At 33.6% G+C, this 15498-nt stretch carries 13 protein-coding genes; 7 read left to right on the top strand and 6 right to left on the bottom strand.

Going from position 1 to position 15498, the window contains the following annotated elements; genetic code table 11:
* Positions 1-145: 145 nt before the first annotated feature.
* Both NZ853_09660 and serS read left to right on the top strand, forming a co-directional pair.
* Positions 146-994 (top strand): DNA/RNA nuclease SfsA, encoded by an 849-nt coding sequence (locus tag NZ853_09660; protein MCS7205954.1) that lies wholly within the window; start codon positions 146-148, stop codon positions 992-994.
* Between the two features lie 40 nt (positions 995-1034).
* On the top strand, positions 1035-2285 hold the full coding sequence (serS, locus tag NZ853_09655; GenBank protein MCS7205953.1) for a serine--tRNA ligase: 1251 nt from the start codon (positions 1035-1037) through the stop codon (positions 2283-2285).
* On the opposite strand, the gene NZ853_09650 is transcribed toward serS, so the two are convergent.
* Together NZ853_09650 and NZ853_09645 are read right to left on the bottom strand one after the other, a co-directional pair.
* The gene (locus NZ853_09650) at positions 2282-2641 is read right to left on the bottom strand and encodes a polymer-forming cytoskeletal protein (GenBank protein MCS7205952.1); all 360 of its coding nucleotides are present in this window, start codon (positions 2639-2641) and stop codon (positions 2282-2284) included. The two genes, serS and NZ853_09650, sit on opposite strands and share 4 nt — an antisense overlap.
* Complete coding sequence (locus NZ853_09645; protein ID MCS7205951.1) at positions 2617-3768, bottom strand: M23 family metallopeptidase; 1152 nt, start codon at positions 3766-3768, stop codon at positions 2617-2619. Before NZ853_09645 ends, NZ853_09650 begins: the two co-directional genes overlap by 25 nt.
* Before the next feature lie 98 nt (positions 3769-3866).
* On the opposite strand from NZ853_09645, the gene NZ853_09640 reads away from it, so the two are divergent.
* Positions 3867-5954 carry a 1-acyl-sn-glycerol-3-phosphate acyltransferase gene (locus tag NZ853_09640; GenBank protein MCS7205950.1) on the top strand — a complete coding sequence of 696 codons (2088 nt, stop codon included), beginning with the start codon at positions 3867-3869 and terminating at the stop codon, positions 5952-5954.
* On the opposite strand, the gene NZ853_09635 is transcribed toward NZ853_09640, so the two are convergent.
* Positions 5940-6653, bottom strand: coding sequence for an EI24 domain-containing protein (locus tag NZ853_09635; GenBank protein MCS7205949.1), 714 nt, complete (start codon positions 6651-6653; stop codon positions 5940-5942). The two genes, NZ853_09640 and NZ853_09635, sit on opposite strands and share 15 nt — an antisense overlap.
* A gap of 22 nt (positions 6654-6675) precedes the next feature.
* On the bottom strand, positions 6676-7044 hold the full coding sequence (locus NZ853_09630; protein MCS7205948.1) for an aspartate 1-decarboxylase: 369 nt from the start codon (positions 7042-7044) through the stop codon (positions 6676-6678).
* 115 nt (positions 7045-7159) lie between these two features.
* Here NZ853_09630 and NZ853_09625 point away from each other — a divergent pair, with 115 nt between their 5' ends.
* Positions 7160-9286 carry a GAF domain-containing protein gene (locus NZ853_09625; GenBank protein ID MCS7205947.1) on the top strand — a complete coding sequence of 709 codons (2127 nt, stop codon included), beginning with the start codon at positions 7160-7162 and terminating at the stop codon, positions 9284-9286.
* A 50-nt stretch (positions 9287-9336) separates the two neighbouring features.
* Here NZ853_09625 and NZ853_09620 read toward each other — a convergent pair whose 3' ends face one another.
* A complete protein-coding gene (locus NZ853_09620; GenBank protein MCS7205946.1) occupies positions 9337-10398 on the bottom strand; it encodes a hypothetical protein in 1062 nt (353 codons plus the stop codon).
* A gap of 155 nt (positions 10399-10553) precedes the next feature.
* Here NZ853_09620 and thiS point away from each other — a divergent pair, with 155 nt between their 5' ends.
* Genes thiS through NZ853_09605 form a run of 3 tightly spaced genes read left to right on the top strand, consistent with a single transcriptional unit; the run spans position 10554 to position 12332 of the window.
* Entirely contained in the window at positions 10554-10754 is a 201-nt protein-coding gene (thiS, locus tag NZ853_09615) for a sulfur carrier protein ThiS (protein ID MCS7205945.1), read from the top strand.
* Positions 10755-11438 carry a thiamine phosphate synthase gene (locus tag NZ853_09610; GenBank protein ID MCS7205944.1) on the top strand — a complete coding sequence of 228 codons (684 nt, stop codon included), beginning with the start codon at positions 10755-10757 and terminating at the stop codon, positions 11436-11438.
* Positions 11439-11468: 30 nt separating this feature from the next.
* Positions 11469-12332, top strand: coding sequence for a WecB/TagA/CpsF family glycosyltransferase (locus tag NZ853_09605; protein MCS7205943.1), 864 nt, complete (start codon positions 11469-11471; stop codon positions 12330-12332).
* Here the strand turns inward: NZ853_09605 and NZ853_09600 are convergent.
* The gene (locus NZ853_09600) at positions 12306-15458 is read right to left on the bottom strand and encodes a tetratricopeptide repeat protein (protein MCS7205942.1); all 3153 of its coding nucleotides are present in this window, start codon (positions 15456-15458) and stop codon (positions 12306-12308) included. The two genes, NZ853_09605 and NZ853_09600, sit on opposite strands and share 27 nt — an antisense overlap.
* Between the last annotated feature and the right edge of the window lie 40 nt (positions 15459-15498).

The following is a 15498-nucleotide window of genomic DNA, read 5'->3' as shown; positions in this document are numbered from 1 at the left end:
GGAATTCATATATGCAAATCTTTTTTCTTCATCAAGCAATAAATTTAATAAACTTTAATATTTTGCTTGCAAGGGGAAAATTAATCTTTATTTAACAAAGCTGATATACAACCCACCAAAACTTTTTATGATACTAAATGGTTTTATGGGAATATTTTTGAGTAGATACAAAAGATTCTTTGTGGATTTTTCGTTGGATTCTCAAAGATACACAGCTCATTGTCCCAATACGGGTTCTATGGAAACTTGCTTTGATGAAAATAATCCCATCATACTAAGCATAGCTCAAAATCCACAAAGAAAATTACTTTATACACTTGAGTTGGTTTTTCACAATCAAAACTGGATTTTTGTTAACACCTATCGAGTCAATTTTCTCATGGAATGGGCATTCAAACACCAAAAAGAACTTCTCTCAAAATTTTCTTTTCCAATTTATCAATATCAATACTTAAAAAGAGAGCCGAAATTCGAGGGGCACAAATTTGACTTTCTTTTGTTTAATCAAAATCATCAAGAAAAACTGAAAATCACAAACTATCAAATTCTGTCTCAACAACCTCAAAACCACTCAAAACCAATTCTCATAGAAATCAAAAACACAACGTATTATCACAAGCAAAGTAATACTCTACAATTTCCCGATGCTCCAACCCAACGAGGAACAGAACAAGTAAAAAAACTGATTTATTTTCTGGATCAAGGCTTTGATTGTTATGTTGTGTTTTTACTTTCTCGGCAAGAAGGCACATTATTCACACCTGCCTACTCAATTGATCCAAAATTTAGTCATGCTTTGGAGTTATTCCATCAACGAGGCGGAAAAATCCTTCCCATTCGAATTGGGATCGATGTTCAAGAAATATCAAAACAGGAATTTACCCAACGAACAAATACCACCTCATCAATCATACCAAACAAAAATTTAAAGCATTATCAAGTCCGACTCTATCTTCGAGATTTTCTTTCTTTTTCTTTTCTCAAGAAAACTTAAATTTTCTTTACAATGAGCTTGTGGAGCAATTTTTTAATGCATGCTGGATTTACGTCGAATTGAAGAAAATCCCGAAGAACTCCGAGCTACTTTAAAAAAACGAAGACAAGATGATTCCTTTGTCGACCAATTAGTAGAAATCTTCAAAGCCTCTAAGTCTTTACAAACAAAGATTGAAGAAATGCGTTCTCGAAGAAATAAAGAAAGCAAAGAGATTGGAAGAATCCTAAAAACTGATCCAACTACAGCAGAGCTCAAAAAAGAAGAAATCAGAAAATTAGGAGACCAAATCCAAGAACTCGAGAAAAAACATGAAGAACTTCGGCTCCAAATCGAGGACATTGTCCTCCAACTCCCAAATTGGCTTGATCCTGAGGTTCCCGATGGAGATGACTCACGTCAAAATGTAATCATCAAACAAGTAGGAGAAATCCCCAAATATGATTTCGAAGTCAAACCCCACTATGAAATTGGAGAACGTTTAGGCATTCTGGATTTTGAACGAGGAGTAAAACTTGCGGGTTCCAGATTCTACACTTATCGTGGTTTGGGTGCTAAATTGGAACGAGCTCTTATGAACTTCATGCTAGATCTTCATACCAAAAAAAATGGATATGAAGAAGTTTGGGTTCCAGTTCTAATTAAAGATCAAGGCATGGTCACCACAGGTCAATACCCAAAATTCAAAGGTGAATACTATCAACTGGAACGAGATGGATTGTCTTTAATTCCCACTGCTGAAGTTCCTTTAGTAAATTTATATTATGATGAAATCATTCCCGAAAATCAACTTCCCATCAAAATAACAGCTGCGAGTTCTTGTTTTCGAAGAGAAGCAGGCGCAGCGGGGAAGGACACACGAGGACTCATACGAGTTCATCAATTCCAAAAAGTAGAATTAGTACAGATCACCCATCCAAACACTTCAAAACAAGCCCACTTGGAGATGCTACAGCACGCAGAAATGGTTCTTCAAGAATTAGGACTTACCTATCGAGTGGTTCTTCTTTGCTCAGGAGATATGGGAGCAACCGCTGTAAAAACTTATGATCTTGAAGTTTGGATCCCCGGCTTGCAACGTTGGTTGGAAATTTCTTCTGTGTCAAATTGCTGGGATTACCAAGCCAGAAGAGGGAGAATCCGAATCAGAACCGAAAAAGGAAATATTTACGCTCACACTCTAAACGGCTCAGGATTAGCTATTGGAAGAACCTTAGTAGCCATTTTGGAAAATTATCAGACTTCTAATGGCGAAATCTTGATTCCAAAGGTCTTAGAACCGTATCTCTAAGTTAGCTTGATGGGTTCTTTGTTGATGGTGCATCGACCTTCGAATACGCAGCCTTCTTCTACGATAAGAGCAGGCGTAACGATGTCTCCTTTTACTCTACTCGATGAAAGAAGTACTACTCTTTTCGTGGCTAAGATGTTTCCAATCACTTCGCCACCTACCACTACCACCGCAGCTTTGATGTCAGTTTCGACTTTTCCTGTCCTTCCAATTAAAATTTTTCCCTCATCTGTGAAGATAGTTCCTTTGAAGTAGCCATCTATTCTTAGAAGATTTTTTACTTTGAATTCTCCGCGAAATTCTGAACCTTCTCCTATAATAGAATTAACCGCTACGGCTTGTGTAATTTCATCCATAAGGTTTGTAAATCATTCATCAATATGTGTGGATTAAATGCCAATGTTCCTATGTGAACTTCGTAGTAAATCATGTTTCTTAAAGTTTTTCCGCTTTTTCCTGAGTAAGCAATCACATCTCCCTTGTTTACAATCTGATTTGGTTGAACGATTACTTCATCCAAATGGGCAAAAAACGATTTGATCCCAGGTAAATGTTCAATCCATATAGAAAGTCCAAAAACAGGATGATATTTGATTTCTGTAATCTTTCCTTTTGCTGTAGCATAAACAGGAGCTCTTGGTAAAGTAAAAATTTCTACCCCCCTTAAAGGGTAATGATTCCCTCGATCAAGGATTACCTTTGAGCCATAATTATTGCTAATAAAGCCTTTCACCGGTAATCCTGTAGGTATGAAAGAAAAGAAATGTTGGATTTCTTCTGATTGTAGTTTTTGTAAAATCTCTTCTAATTGGGTGTTGGTTTCTTTTAAAATTTCATTATCCAAATTTGAAATATTCAGAGATATCTTCAAGATTTCTTCAATTGTTTTCTGATCGCATTCTTCTTTTTTTTGTTTGCATTCTTGGATAAGATATTTTAAATATTCAATTTGCTCCAAAGTAACATCATAAGAAAAACCTCCCTCTCCCTTTTTACGAGAAATCCTCAAGTTTGAATGCATCTTTGCGATGGTTTCTGCAAATTGAAGGATTTGATTGTGCATTGGGAGGATTTCTTCAGCCAAACGAGCACTTTGTAAGTAAAATTGACTGCTTGTAACTCCCATGTCGTAGTACTGTAAATTCTGGGAACTCCGATAAACCAACATCATCACAGAAGTAGAACCCACCAAAAAAACTCCCAAAAAAATAGCAAACAAAGTATAAAAATTAATATGAAAATTCAAAATACTGCTTTCGGAATGGGGAATAAACATAATTGTGAGTTTTTGAAGTCCTTTTCGATGTATCTTGTAGAAGAATGCTTTGATTTTTTCCAAAAAGTCTTTTAAACTTTCTCGTTTTTTAGGGGTAATTTCTAATCCTAAATAATAAGAAATTTTTTCCACATCTTGAGTGGCTTCTTTGGAATTTTTCTTTTTTAGACTTTGCTTTCTCTTAGAAGTTTCTTTCCGCTCTTTCATTACTGACACTTTTTATCTCTTACTTGATAAAAACAATTTTTTTTCATTTACTTATATTAGAGTTCATTAAAATTTTCTTTATTTAACAGGGTTCAAATATGAGTGAAAGTCTTCATACTCAAAAAAAAGTGATCAACTTATCTGAACTAAAACTAAGTGATACGCATGCCCCATGGCAAAAAGAGTTCTTTAAGAACATAGAAGGTTTTGTTCAATATGGTGTTTCCCCAGAAAAAGCAAAAGAACTCTTATTTCAATTTATAAAGTTATCTTCAGAAACTCCCATGCCAGAAGTTATGAAAACCTTTGAGGAACCTTCAAAATTAGATGAAGTAGGAGTCTATACGAAACAAAACCCTAAAATTCGTGATTTTATTACAGAATTTCTCACACCTCTTTTTCAAAATTTCACATTTGAGGGAACTGAAAATTTAGAATACCTCCTTCCCTTAGCAAATGAATTCCCTGTTACCATCATATCAAATCACATGAGTCATTTAGATGCACCAGCCATTTATTATATGTTTTATAGACAAGGAGGGATTGCACGAGAAATAGCAGACCGATTGGTCTTCATTGCTGGTAGATTAGCCTTTACTGAAGACTTCACAAGATTAGGGTTATACATGTTTGATACTCTGCTTGTTTGTTCAAAACGGGATATGGCGCAAAATCCCAGCTTGGCAGATGTAATGACAAAAATCAACATGCGAGCTTTCCGTCAGTCCCAACAACTTCAAAAAGAAGGAAAGATCATTGTTATTTTCCCTGAAGGAACAAGAAGTCGAACTGGACAATTAATTTCCTTTGTAGATGCAGTTTATCATTATGTAATGAACAAAATCATCATACCAGTTTCAATTGAAGGAACGGATGAAATCCTTCCAACCTCTACTTTTCTTTTTAAAGCAGCAAAAGGGCGATTTGTTTTAGGAAAACCAATTCTGGTTGGTAGACTACCTGATCACTTAATGAAAAAACTCCCAGAATATGTGGTTCATTTAGAAATCCCTGATGATGTCGATGACAAACGACAATTTGTTATAGATACCCTCGCTACCCTAGTGGGAAGGAATCTCCATCGACACCGACATGGTTTCTATAGAAACTTATACAAAGCAACAGATAATAAAGAAAACATACTAATTCAGATTCCCAAAAACCCTAAAGAAAAAATCTTTGTGATAGGGCACTCTCCTTACGCTACTGCCATTTCTTGTGTACTAGCCAACAAAGATGCACAAATCAAAATCTATACTTTGTTTGATCAAGACAAGATAAAAGAATATAACAATTTAAAAGTGGATCAAGAACATTTTCCCTACTTCAAATTACCACCAAATATGGAGTTTACAAACTCAACGGAATTTCTTGAGGATGCCACCTTGATCATTCAAGCAGTCCGACCTTGGGAATTAGAAAAATATTATGGCACAATCAAAGAAGACTTAAAGAAAACTCATGTTCCTATTATAAACATCGCGAAAGGTTTTACTTCTTTGACGCAAGGTATCATAATTAATGATTTGGTTCAACATTTTGAGTTACCAGCTGATAGATTTTTTACCATGGCAGGAGCCAATTATCCCCAACAAGTGATGGAAAGAAAAATGACTGGCTTCGAAATAGCCGCTCACACAAATACCGAAAAGATCGATTACTACATAGATCTCTTTCGAACAGACTATATTTACGTAAAACCTGCCATTCAAAAAAAAGACATTCAAGGAATACAATTAGGAGGAGCGTTGAAAAACATCTACGCTCTAACCACAGGAATAGTCGATGGTTATTTTAGTAAATATTATGGTGGGAATAACGATAACACTTTGTTTCACTTATCAAATCAATTTTTCGAAGAAATGAAAGCAATCGGGGTTTTCTTGGGTGGAAAAGAAGAAACGTTCTTTGGATTATCAGGTCTTTCGGATCTAATGTTAGCTTGTTTCGGACAAGACTCAAGGGATCGTCAATGGGGTTATGATTTTGTTTTCCAAAAAGCGGATCCCACTCGAGTTAGCTCAGGCTTATTTGGTTTGAAAACTTTGCCAAGACTAATCCCCTCTCTTCTTTCAGATAGTGATACATCATTCCCCATAGCTACTATTACATATAAAATCGTTTATGAAAATCTACCGGTTGAAGAAGGTGTTGAAACCTTATTGAGAAAACTAAACCAATATTAAATATCTCTGATAGCGATTTTGAAATGCTGCGATAAAACCACTAACTGGTGAGAGAATAACCCCCAGTATAGGGATAAAAATTAAAATTAAAGCTCCAACTCCGGTAAAGAACACTTCTTTTTTTATGCTTTCTATTAGTTGATATCTTTCTTTTGGAGTGGGAAATTCTTGTTCTAATAAAATATCATAAATCCCGTAGCCCAAACTATACCCTTGGTAAAGAAACAAAATCAAGGGTTGAAGTGGTCCCAAAAAGAAAGTAAAAACCAGTAAAAAAAGATAAACCACTTGAAACAACAAAGTTTTATACAGACTCCATAAAAAGTTTCGAAAACTCAAAAAAAAGTTTGTTTTCTGAAAATTCCCAATACGATAGTGTTTTTCTAACTCCTTTCGTAATAATAGCAAAAAAGGAAAAACGAAAATCTGCACAAAAACCCGATAAAACACCAAAAAAAGAAAAAAACTTTGAAGGACAATCACTGCATAAACAAGAAATTTTATCATAGAGTGGATTTGAGAAAGATCGAAAAAACTCCATATTAACCCTTCTAAGAGAAGATAGATGAAGTAAGCAATCCCTATGGACAACAAGAACGCCAAAAAGATTATGAATATAATATACTTTAAAAATTTTAATTTCTTTAGTAAAGAAAGAGACTTAATAGGCTTTATCAAGTATTCCCAAGATTCTTTCATGAGTTTCAGGGGTTTCGTGGCTTTAGGATTTTCCTGTTATTTTTACAATTCGATTGTTATCATCTACATGCACTACAATAGGTTGGTAATCTTTGGGGATTTCATCGAACTTCATTAAAGCATAAGCAATGATGATGACTTTGTCTCCGGGCTCTCCTAATCGTGCAGCAGCTCCATTTAAGCAAATTTCTCCTTTTCCTTTTTCTCCTTTTATTACGTATGTATCAAATCTTGCTCCGTTATGAATATTGACAACTGATACACGCTCATAAGGTTTAATTCCTGATGCTTCTAAGAGTTCTTCATCAATGGTGAGACTACCTTCATAATGTAAGTTTGCTTCTGTTACCGTTGCCCGGTGTATTTTCGCTCGAAACATCTCAATGAACATAATTTCCCCCATTATATAATTAAAACAACTTATAATAAACCATAATTTTTTTTTTGAATCATTAGAAAAGTTTTTTCTTGCTTTTTAAAGATAAAAAACATTTCTTGATGAATTGATGACAAATCCAAAATATGCTGAAATCAAAAGCGATATTCTGCCTTTAAGAAATCATTTTCATAATGATTTCATAACTATCCCAATTCTTTTTGGTGAATCCCAGTTTTTAAAGAAAGAACTTATTTCCTTACTATCAAACAAAATTATCATAATTCCGATTGAAGAGTATTTTAGTGAACAACCAGACTCTTTGATGGACTGGTTAATGAATTTTTCCTTCGAAGGGAAAAGTGATTTTAATTTTTTATTGAACAATCCAGAAAACTATTACCCTTATGGAGTGATTTTCATAAGTGAAACATTTTTTGTCAACAATGTAGAGAACTTAAGCAAGTTTTACTACAATATCAAAAAAGGTGAATTTTTTATAGTAATAGTCTTAGAAAAAGAAAACACTTCTTTCGACGACTTTACAAAGATCAATGATTATATCTATTCTTTCATTCTGAAAATCCAAAATCATAAAAGTCATGAAATTTATGCTAAGTTCATTTTGAATACAATCAATGCTTTGAAATTACAAATCGAAAACTTTCACCTCGAGACAAAATTAGAAATCGCCCATAAAGAAATGTCTAGAATTATACGAATCGGGCAATTGTTATCAAATGAAAAGAACTTGGATATTATTTTAGATACCATTCTAAAAGAAGCTATGGAAATGGTATCTGCAGATGGAGGATCAATTTATATCACTGAAACCGATGATAAATTATATCAAAAAGAAAAAAAATTCTTGAGATTCAAAACGTCAGCTCTCAATTTAAGAAAAAATGAATTTATATTGCCCATTGATTCTTCTTCAATTGCAGGATATGTTGCTTTATCAGGAGAACCTTTGATTATTGATGATGTGTATGCACTACGAGGAGATGAACCCTATAGATTTAACCCTGAATATGATATTCAACACCACTACTTGACACGTTCTATGTTGGTAATCCCCATGAAAAACTATCAAAATGAGACCATAGGTGTCATCCAACTCATAAACAAGCGAAAAGATCCCTATCGGAAATTAACTTACGAAGAAATGAAAAAGGGAGAAGTATTGCCATTCACTCAAGAGTGTATGAAAAAAATTCTTGCTTTAGCAGGACAGGCAGCTGTTGCCATAGAAAACCATAAGTTAATCCAAAGCATACATAATCTCTTTGAAGGTTTTGTCCGTGCATCTGTTATAGCCATTGAACAACGTGATCCCACTACATCTGGTCATTCTTTCCGTGTTGCTGAATATACCTTAGCTTTAGCAAACGCAGTGAATAAAACTCACACTGGAAAATACAAAGATCTATACTTCACTGAAGAGCAATTAAAGGAAATACGTTATGCTGCATTACTACACGACTTTGGAAAAGTAGGAGTTCGAGAAAAAGTTCTTGTAAAAGAAAAAAAACTATATTCAGAACAACTCAATGAAATCCAGTGGCGCTTTAAATATGCCATCCGATCCCTTGAATATGAATATACACAAAAAAAATTAGACTACATAAAAAAGAATGGACTTACAGGTTTTAATGACTTTGAGAAATTTCTTGATTTTGAGTTAGAAATACGTATTGAAGAACTGAAAGAAATGTTATCTTTGATTGAACAGTCAAACGAACCTAATACCATAGAAAAAGAGGTTTTTTCAAACTTAGATAAGATTTCAAAAAGTAAATTAACTATTCAAAATCGAAAGCATACAGAAATAATTGAATTTTTGAAAGAAAATGAACTTGTTAGTTTGATGGTGCGACGCGGAAATTTGGATCCTCAAGAGCGTCTTGAAATAGAATCCCATGTTTCTCATACTTATAAATTTTTGATACAAATTCCATGGACCAAAGATCTAAAACTTGTTCCTGACATTGCTCATGGACATCACGAAAAATTGGATGGCTCTGGCTATCCGTTAGGACTCAAAGGAGAAGAAATTTTACCTCAAACGAGAATTCTTACAATCGCTGATATTTTTGATGCTTTAGTAGCTCCCGATCGACCTTACAAAAAATCCATACCAAAAGAACAAGCTTTAGACATCTTAAAAATAGAAGCAAAAGAAGGTAGAATAGACTCCGATTTATTAGATATTTTTATTGAATCAAAAGCTTATGAAATCTCATTTTCAAATCCATAGAGCTCAGTCCCAATTTCCTTAGGACTGAGCAGGAATAATAAATTATAAATTTAAAAATCGAAATTTCCTTCGAAACCAACAGAAAAATAGCTACGTTCTTCATCAAAAGGTTTCGACCATTTCGATGGATTTTCTAAATTGATTGGTAAACCACCCAAAGAGGTTATTTGTAAAAGTGAAATCTCATTAGTTGATTCTAAGTAGCTATATGTATATGATTTTTGACCAAAACCTAGTTTTATTTTAGAGTTCTCTGTCAAATATAAATTAACCCCCAGTGCAAATTCAGTAAATTCACTTTGGCTTTTCCAACCTAAAGATTGAACCAAATCGAATGTTGTGATTGGATCTACATTTATGACGGAAAATACAGAAAAATTTGTTTCATTAGAATTAGCGGAACCTGTCATACTTCCAGATTTGAAATCCAAAAACAATCCTAAGTTTGGAATTAACAAATATTCGATATTCAAATGATTATAAAGACCAGAAACATCGTTTTTCAATTGTTCATTTGTTGAAATTAACATAGTAAATAATCCTTGTAAGGTTGTCCATTGAATGCTTCGATTTTTACTTCTACTACCTATACCAAAACCTATCTTTAATGGATCGATAATCTTAAATTCATAACCTACCTCTAAATCAGTATTGGCAACGCTATATCCTGTGATGCTATAGGGAAAAATGTTAGTAAAATTGGTGGATTGGTTGATTCCTGCAAAGTTAATTTGAAAAGAATATGTCTCTAACATAGAAAATCTGCCTTCATAGTTATAACTTTCTCTTCTTAAACCCGCATAAAATTTCCCAACACCAACATCTCTTAAATAAAATATTTCTATTGGAGTGAAAGCTTCACCACCAAAATTTTCCCATCCTGACGTAAAAGAAAAATAACCTGTTGTAGGGATTTGTTGATTGGTAGTTGCTATTAAATTTTCACGAATCATTTTAATATTGTTGATATGATTCAATCGTTTTTGTAACTCAGGCTGGAAATTTAACTTATAATTGAAATCCAGTGCGATCCTAACGGTATTTTCTGAGTACAAACTCTGAAACACAAAAAACAAACTTGCTATGTAAGCGAAAATTTTTTTGATTTTCATTTAAATCCCTCCCTTTTTAAATTGCAACTCACTAATTTTAAATCTCTAGTCAAGAACTATTGCTTTTTTTAGGTGTTTTTTATCTTTCAAAATTAAAAACATGTATTTAAATAATTTTCCATTGAAAATCTAGGAAGATTTGGTATTATTTAACTATGTTAGTTAATGGAAAAGAAATCTCAATCCAAGAGCTAAGCGAACCAAAAATAGAAGAGTTAATTAAAAAATTTCAGCTACAAAAACATACCTTGGCAATAGAAATCAATGGCAAAGTGATACCACGTTCCGAATGGGAACACGTAGTTCTAAAAGATGAAGACAAAATTGAGCTCATTCGTTTTGTAGGTGGAGGATAAATGTTTCTCTATCCCATCGTTGACTGGGATTATCTACAACAAAAAAATATTTCTTTTTCTCAAGTATCAGCAACTTTATATAAAACTAATTTCTATCAGCTCAGAATCAAAAACCAAACAATTGAGAAAATCAAAGAAATCATAAAGAAAACCAAACAAGAATTCCCAGACGTAAAAATCATACTAAACGATTATCTTGAGCTTTGTTTCTATTCGAATGGAGTCCACTTAGGGGTAGAAGACTTAGAACAAAACAAAGAAGAATTTCACCAGCTCTTGAAGGCTCCTTTTGTTTTTGCTCCTAACATCGAAGAATGGAAAACGAAATCTCAATTCCTGATTGGGGTATCGACTCATAATTATGAGCAATTTGAGTTTCTATATAAAACTTATAATCAATACATTGGCTATTTAGCTATTGGTCCTTGTTTCCCCACTACCACAAAAGATTCTCAATATCCAGTAGTTTCCGAAAAAGAATTCAATAAAATCTTCTCCTTTGTGAAAAAAAATCAAATCCAAAAGTCTCTTGTTTTTATTGGTGGCATTCAAAAAGAAAACTTAAAGATTTTGTATGATCGAGTTTATTCTTTTTTTCAGGGCACAAAAACAAACTTTTACTATGCAAGCATTTCGGGTTTTCTTCAAAATCAAATTCCTTTAAAATTTGACTTTACGTTATGAAAATAATCAAAAATCACGTAAGGTAGTCCTATGAAAAACCCCACTTTTCTTTGGGAAGATAGAGACATTTTGCTCGAATACAAATCAATTGATGTTTCGAAAGCTCAAAGAATCTCTCTTTTGAATGTTCCCATCGATAATGTGAGTCATGATGAAGCCATGGCAAAACTTTTTTCTTTTTTAGAGAAAAAAGACAAAGTTCGATTGGTGATGTTTATCGATCCCATCAAGTTTATCAAAATTCGAAACAAAAAAAAATATCAACCCTTCATGGAGTCAGATTTGATATTGGCAGAATCAGAAAACCTTCAATGGGGGGCAAAAAAGCTAGGAAAAGAACTCAAACAACGCATCCACAAGATTTCTTTTTTGATGGACGTATTTCGTTTAGCCCAAAAAGCCGATTTCACCATTTATTTACTTGGATCGAAGATTGAAAATGTAGAAAAGATCTATACAAACCTGACGAGAAATTTACCAGGAATTCGAATTGTTGGCAAACAATCAGGAAATTTCGATAAAGAATGGGAAACAAAAATCAAAGAATCCATAAAAAAAACATCTCCTGATATTATCCTGATTGGAATGAACTTCCCAAAACAAGAAATATGGATACGCCAAAACCTTCAAATTTTTACTTACAAAGATAAAGTAAAAATCGGAAACAAAACAATAGAAAAACTAAAACATTCTGTGGTGATTGGGGTTGATGAAGCTTTTGACATACTATCAGGAAAAAAACGCATTCCAGAATTTTTTCAAAAACATGGAAAAGAATGGATTTGGAGGATCATCAAACATCCTTATCGACTGGATTGGATTTTTTGTGCTATTCAGTATTATTTCCTCATTTGGTGGAATTCATTTTTAATTCACCGGAAAAATCGGAAGTAATGCATCTTCAATCAAAACAGAATCCTTGTCCCTTCGGAATGAAAGTTCTAAGTTGACTTTCGCTTTAGTGGGTAGTAGATTTTCTTTTAGAGCAAATTCAATGGCTTTATAATAATAACTCAAGCTTGATTCTTTTAGCTGATCCAATCTCCTTTTGGTAAAGTTTGATTCGTTTTCAAAATAGATCAATTCATAAGTAACACCCAAATTGTTGTAGATGGAATATAAAATTCTACTTTCTTGTTGGTTAAATCTGGTCCTTGACTCAAAAAACTTCTCTGCCATTTTGTAATAATTCAGAGCTTGATTGTATTGCTCTTTGAATAAACTTACGTTTCCTAAGGCATAATAAAAATAGGGATTATCATAAAGTTCACGAATGTCTAACGTAAACCATTCTTTGATTGCTTGATCGAAATTCCCATTAAGGTAATATATAAATCCCAATTGATACCTTGCATCAAAAATTTTTTCAGGAGTTTTTAGGTTTTCTAAGGATTTGTTTAAATACTCTTCGGCGCTGTTGAATTCTTTAAGTAAACCTTCATATTCTTGAGATGGTTCCTTCAATGAGACCAAAGAAGGTATGAACTCTTTTTTGTTCTTTTGAAAAATCACATTAGCGATATAATAGTAAATCAAACCAGAGTCAAAATGCATTAAAGTTTCGTCTTCTGGGCGCAGTCCATAAAAATCTTTGTGTTGAAGATAGGTCTCCAAAGCCTTTAGAAAATATTCTTTAGCTCGTTCATAATCTTCTAATTTGAACAAGTAATATTCCCCAATTTTTAATACTGCGGGATAATGCAAAGGATCATAATAATACGCATATTGAAACTGTCTGACAGCGTTTTGATATTGCTGATTTTTTTGATAATACCTTCCCCGTTGGTAAAATCCTTCGCCATATTCTTTCCCTTTTATCATTTGGTTTTCTCGTTTTTCTTCTTTTTCAAAGGCTAAATCCAAAAGATAAACGGCTATATCATCCAATGTTTCTTTATTAAGGGCATTCACAGGATTCACATTATACCGAACCCTCAATTCTTCAGGATTCAAATCAATATAAAACCCTGCCAACTTCGTCAACGTGTAAATAGGAAGTTTCTTCTCTAATCCTAAATTCTGCAAATATCGATGCTTAGCCACCACGTATCGTGGATCCTGATTTTCTTTCCATAGCTCAATGTAGGTGTTTAAAATCCCATCATGACCGAGGATGTTATCAGGATAGTGATCCACGATTGTTTGATAATTGCTTAAGGCTAAATTGAATTTTCTTTGACGGTAATAAATATAAGCAATTCCAGAGAGAGCTTCAGGATCATTTGGTCGATCGAGAAGTGTGAGTATGATTCGATAGTAATCAATGGCTAATTCATCATTTTTGTATTTTTTCCCCTGTTCTGAATTTAAAAAATGAGGGAAGTTTAAGGAATGAAATCTTCCTAATTCCAAAAGATTTTGTTTGTGAAATTCTTGATCACGAAGCCTGGAGACAGTATATCCTCCAGGAATGAGTAAAAGTCTTTTGATTTTATCATCCGAAAAAAATTCTGTATATCGATTTTGTTGGATTTCTTTCCAATCAAACCAGGGACCACTTCTTGTAATCAAAGGAACCCTTTGGGTAGGAGAATTCCAAAAGTATTCAGGCTGAACTTTTCCAAATAATTTTTCAAAAGCTTTATCATACTCACCTAATTCTATATAAGCTCTACCATATTGATTCAAATAATCAATGTCATATGTGCCTTGATTTACTACAGCTCTTTGGAAATAGCTTTCTGCCAATTCTATTGATTTTAGCTTTTCTCCATAAGAAAGAGTTTTCGCTTGTTTGAGGATTTCTAATCCCTCTTCATAGAGATTTTTTGTTGTTAAGCTTTTGAATAAATTAATGCCAACGAAAAATGAAACTACCCCAAAAAAGATAGATAACATTCCCAGAAGAAAAATCATGGCTCGCTTTTTACGTCTTTGGAGTGCCTCAGGAGAAACCTCTTCTGTATAGATTATGGGGATACCTTCTTTGGTTCTATCTACCGAGATCTTTGGACGATATCCTAGCTTTTCTTCGAGAAAATCTGCTATCGTGGTTTCTTCTGCTTCTTCAATCAACATGTTGACGAGAAGCTTCTGATCTGGTCGTGGTATCTTTTCATTTACGACTGCATCGATGATGGCTTTTCTCAGAGGTTCACTATAAGAAAGTAAATTCTGCCTTAATTTAGCCAGTTCTTCTTCTGAATAATCTGTTCCAATCCCCGTTTGAAGTAAAGACTGCTTTTCCATTTCTTTCAAGTCATCAAGGTTCACATCAATATTCCCGAGATCATCCAATGGTTGAAAATCAGAAGGTGTAGTATCCTCCAGCTTAGGAGTTTCATCAAGGTTAACTAAAGATAAATCATCCATCTGAGGAACGTCAAAAGACATATCAGGTGGTGATAATGATTCATCTTGTAATTGTGGTTCAATATCTGGTAGCTCTATATCTGTATCCACTTTCAAATCCAAATCTTCGGGAAAAGACAGGGGTTCTTCTGGTGTAGTAGGAGAAAGTTCATCTAACGATGGTTGAGGAATATCATCAAAAGTTGGAACCTCCAGATCGGCAACATTCGAAGCTGCATCAGAAAGATCTGGTTCAATTAAAGTATCCATTCCATCTTCTTGTGGAAACTCATCTTGCAAAGTGGGAATAGCTTGATCTTCTAATTCTTGAGTAGGAACATCAAGACTTTCTGTTTGTAGAGTTTCTTGTTCTTTTTCTTGCTCTTGGATTTCTAAACTTTCTGAAGCTTCGTCTAATTTTAGAGATTCCAATTCACTCAATAAAGACAATTCATCAGTTTCTTTTTCTTCAGTTGGTATTTGAGTTTCTTCAAGATAAAGGTCACTTACAAAATCTTCTGTGGGAGTTGTTTCTTTTTTTTCTTGTGGTTGTGGTTCATCTGTGGGAAAATGAAAATACTTTTTATATTTCTCGAAGTCTTCTGGGAGAAGCCTTGGTTTGATATCCTGATAAAGAACTCGATTGAAGGGAAAGAAAAAGTCTGGATTGTATTCATCAAGCCCTTCTAAAAATTTCTGGATTTGTTCTTGTTTGTTTTCGATTGCCATAGGAAAACTTTTAAGATAACTGATAGTTCTATCGACATTA

The sequence above is a fragment of the Leptospiraceae bacterium genome, assembly GCA_025059995.1.
Classification (GTDB): Bacteria; Spirochaetota; Leptospiria; order Leptospirales; family Leptonemataceae; genus SKYB61.
The sequence above is the reverse complement of the archived record's forward strand: the minus strand, read 5'-3'. Positions and strand labels throughout refer to the sequence as shown.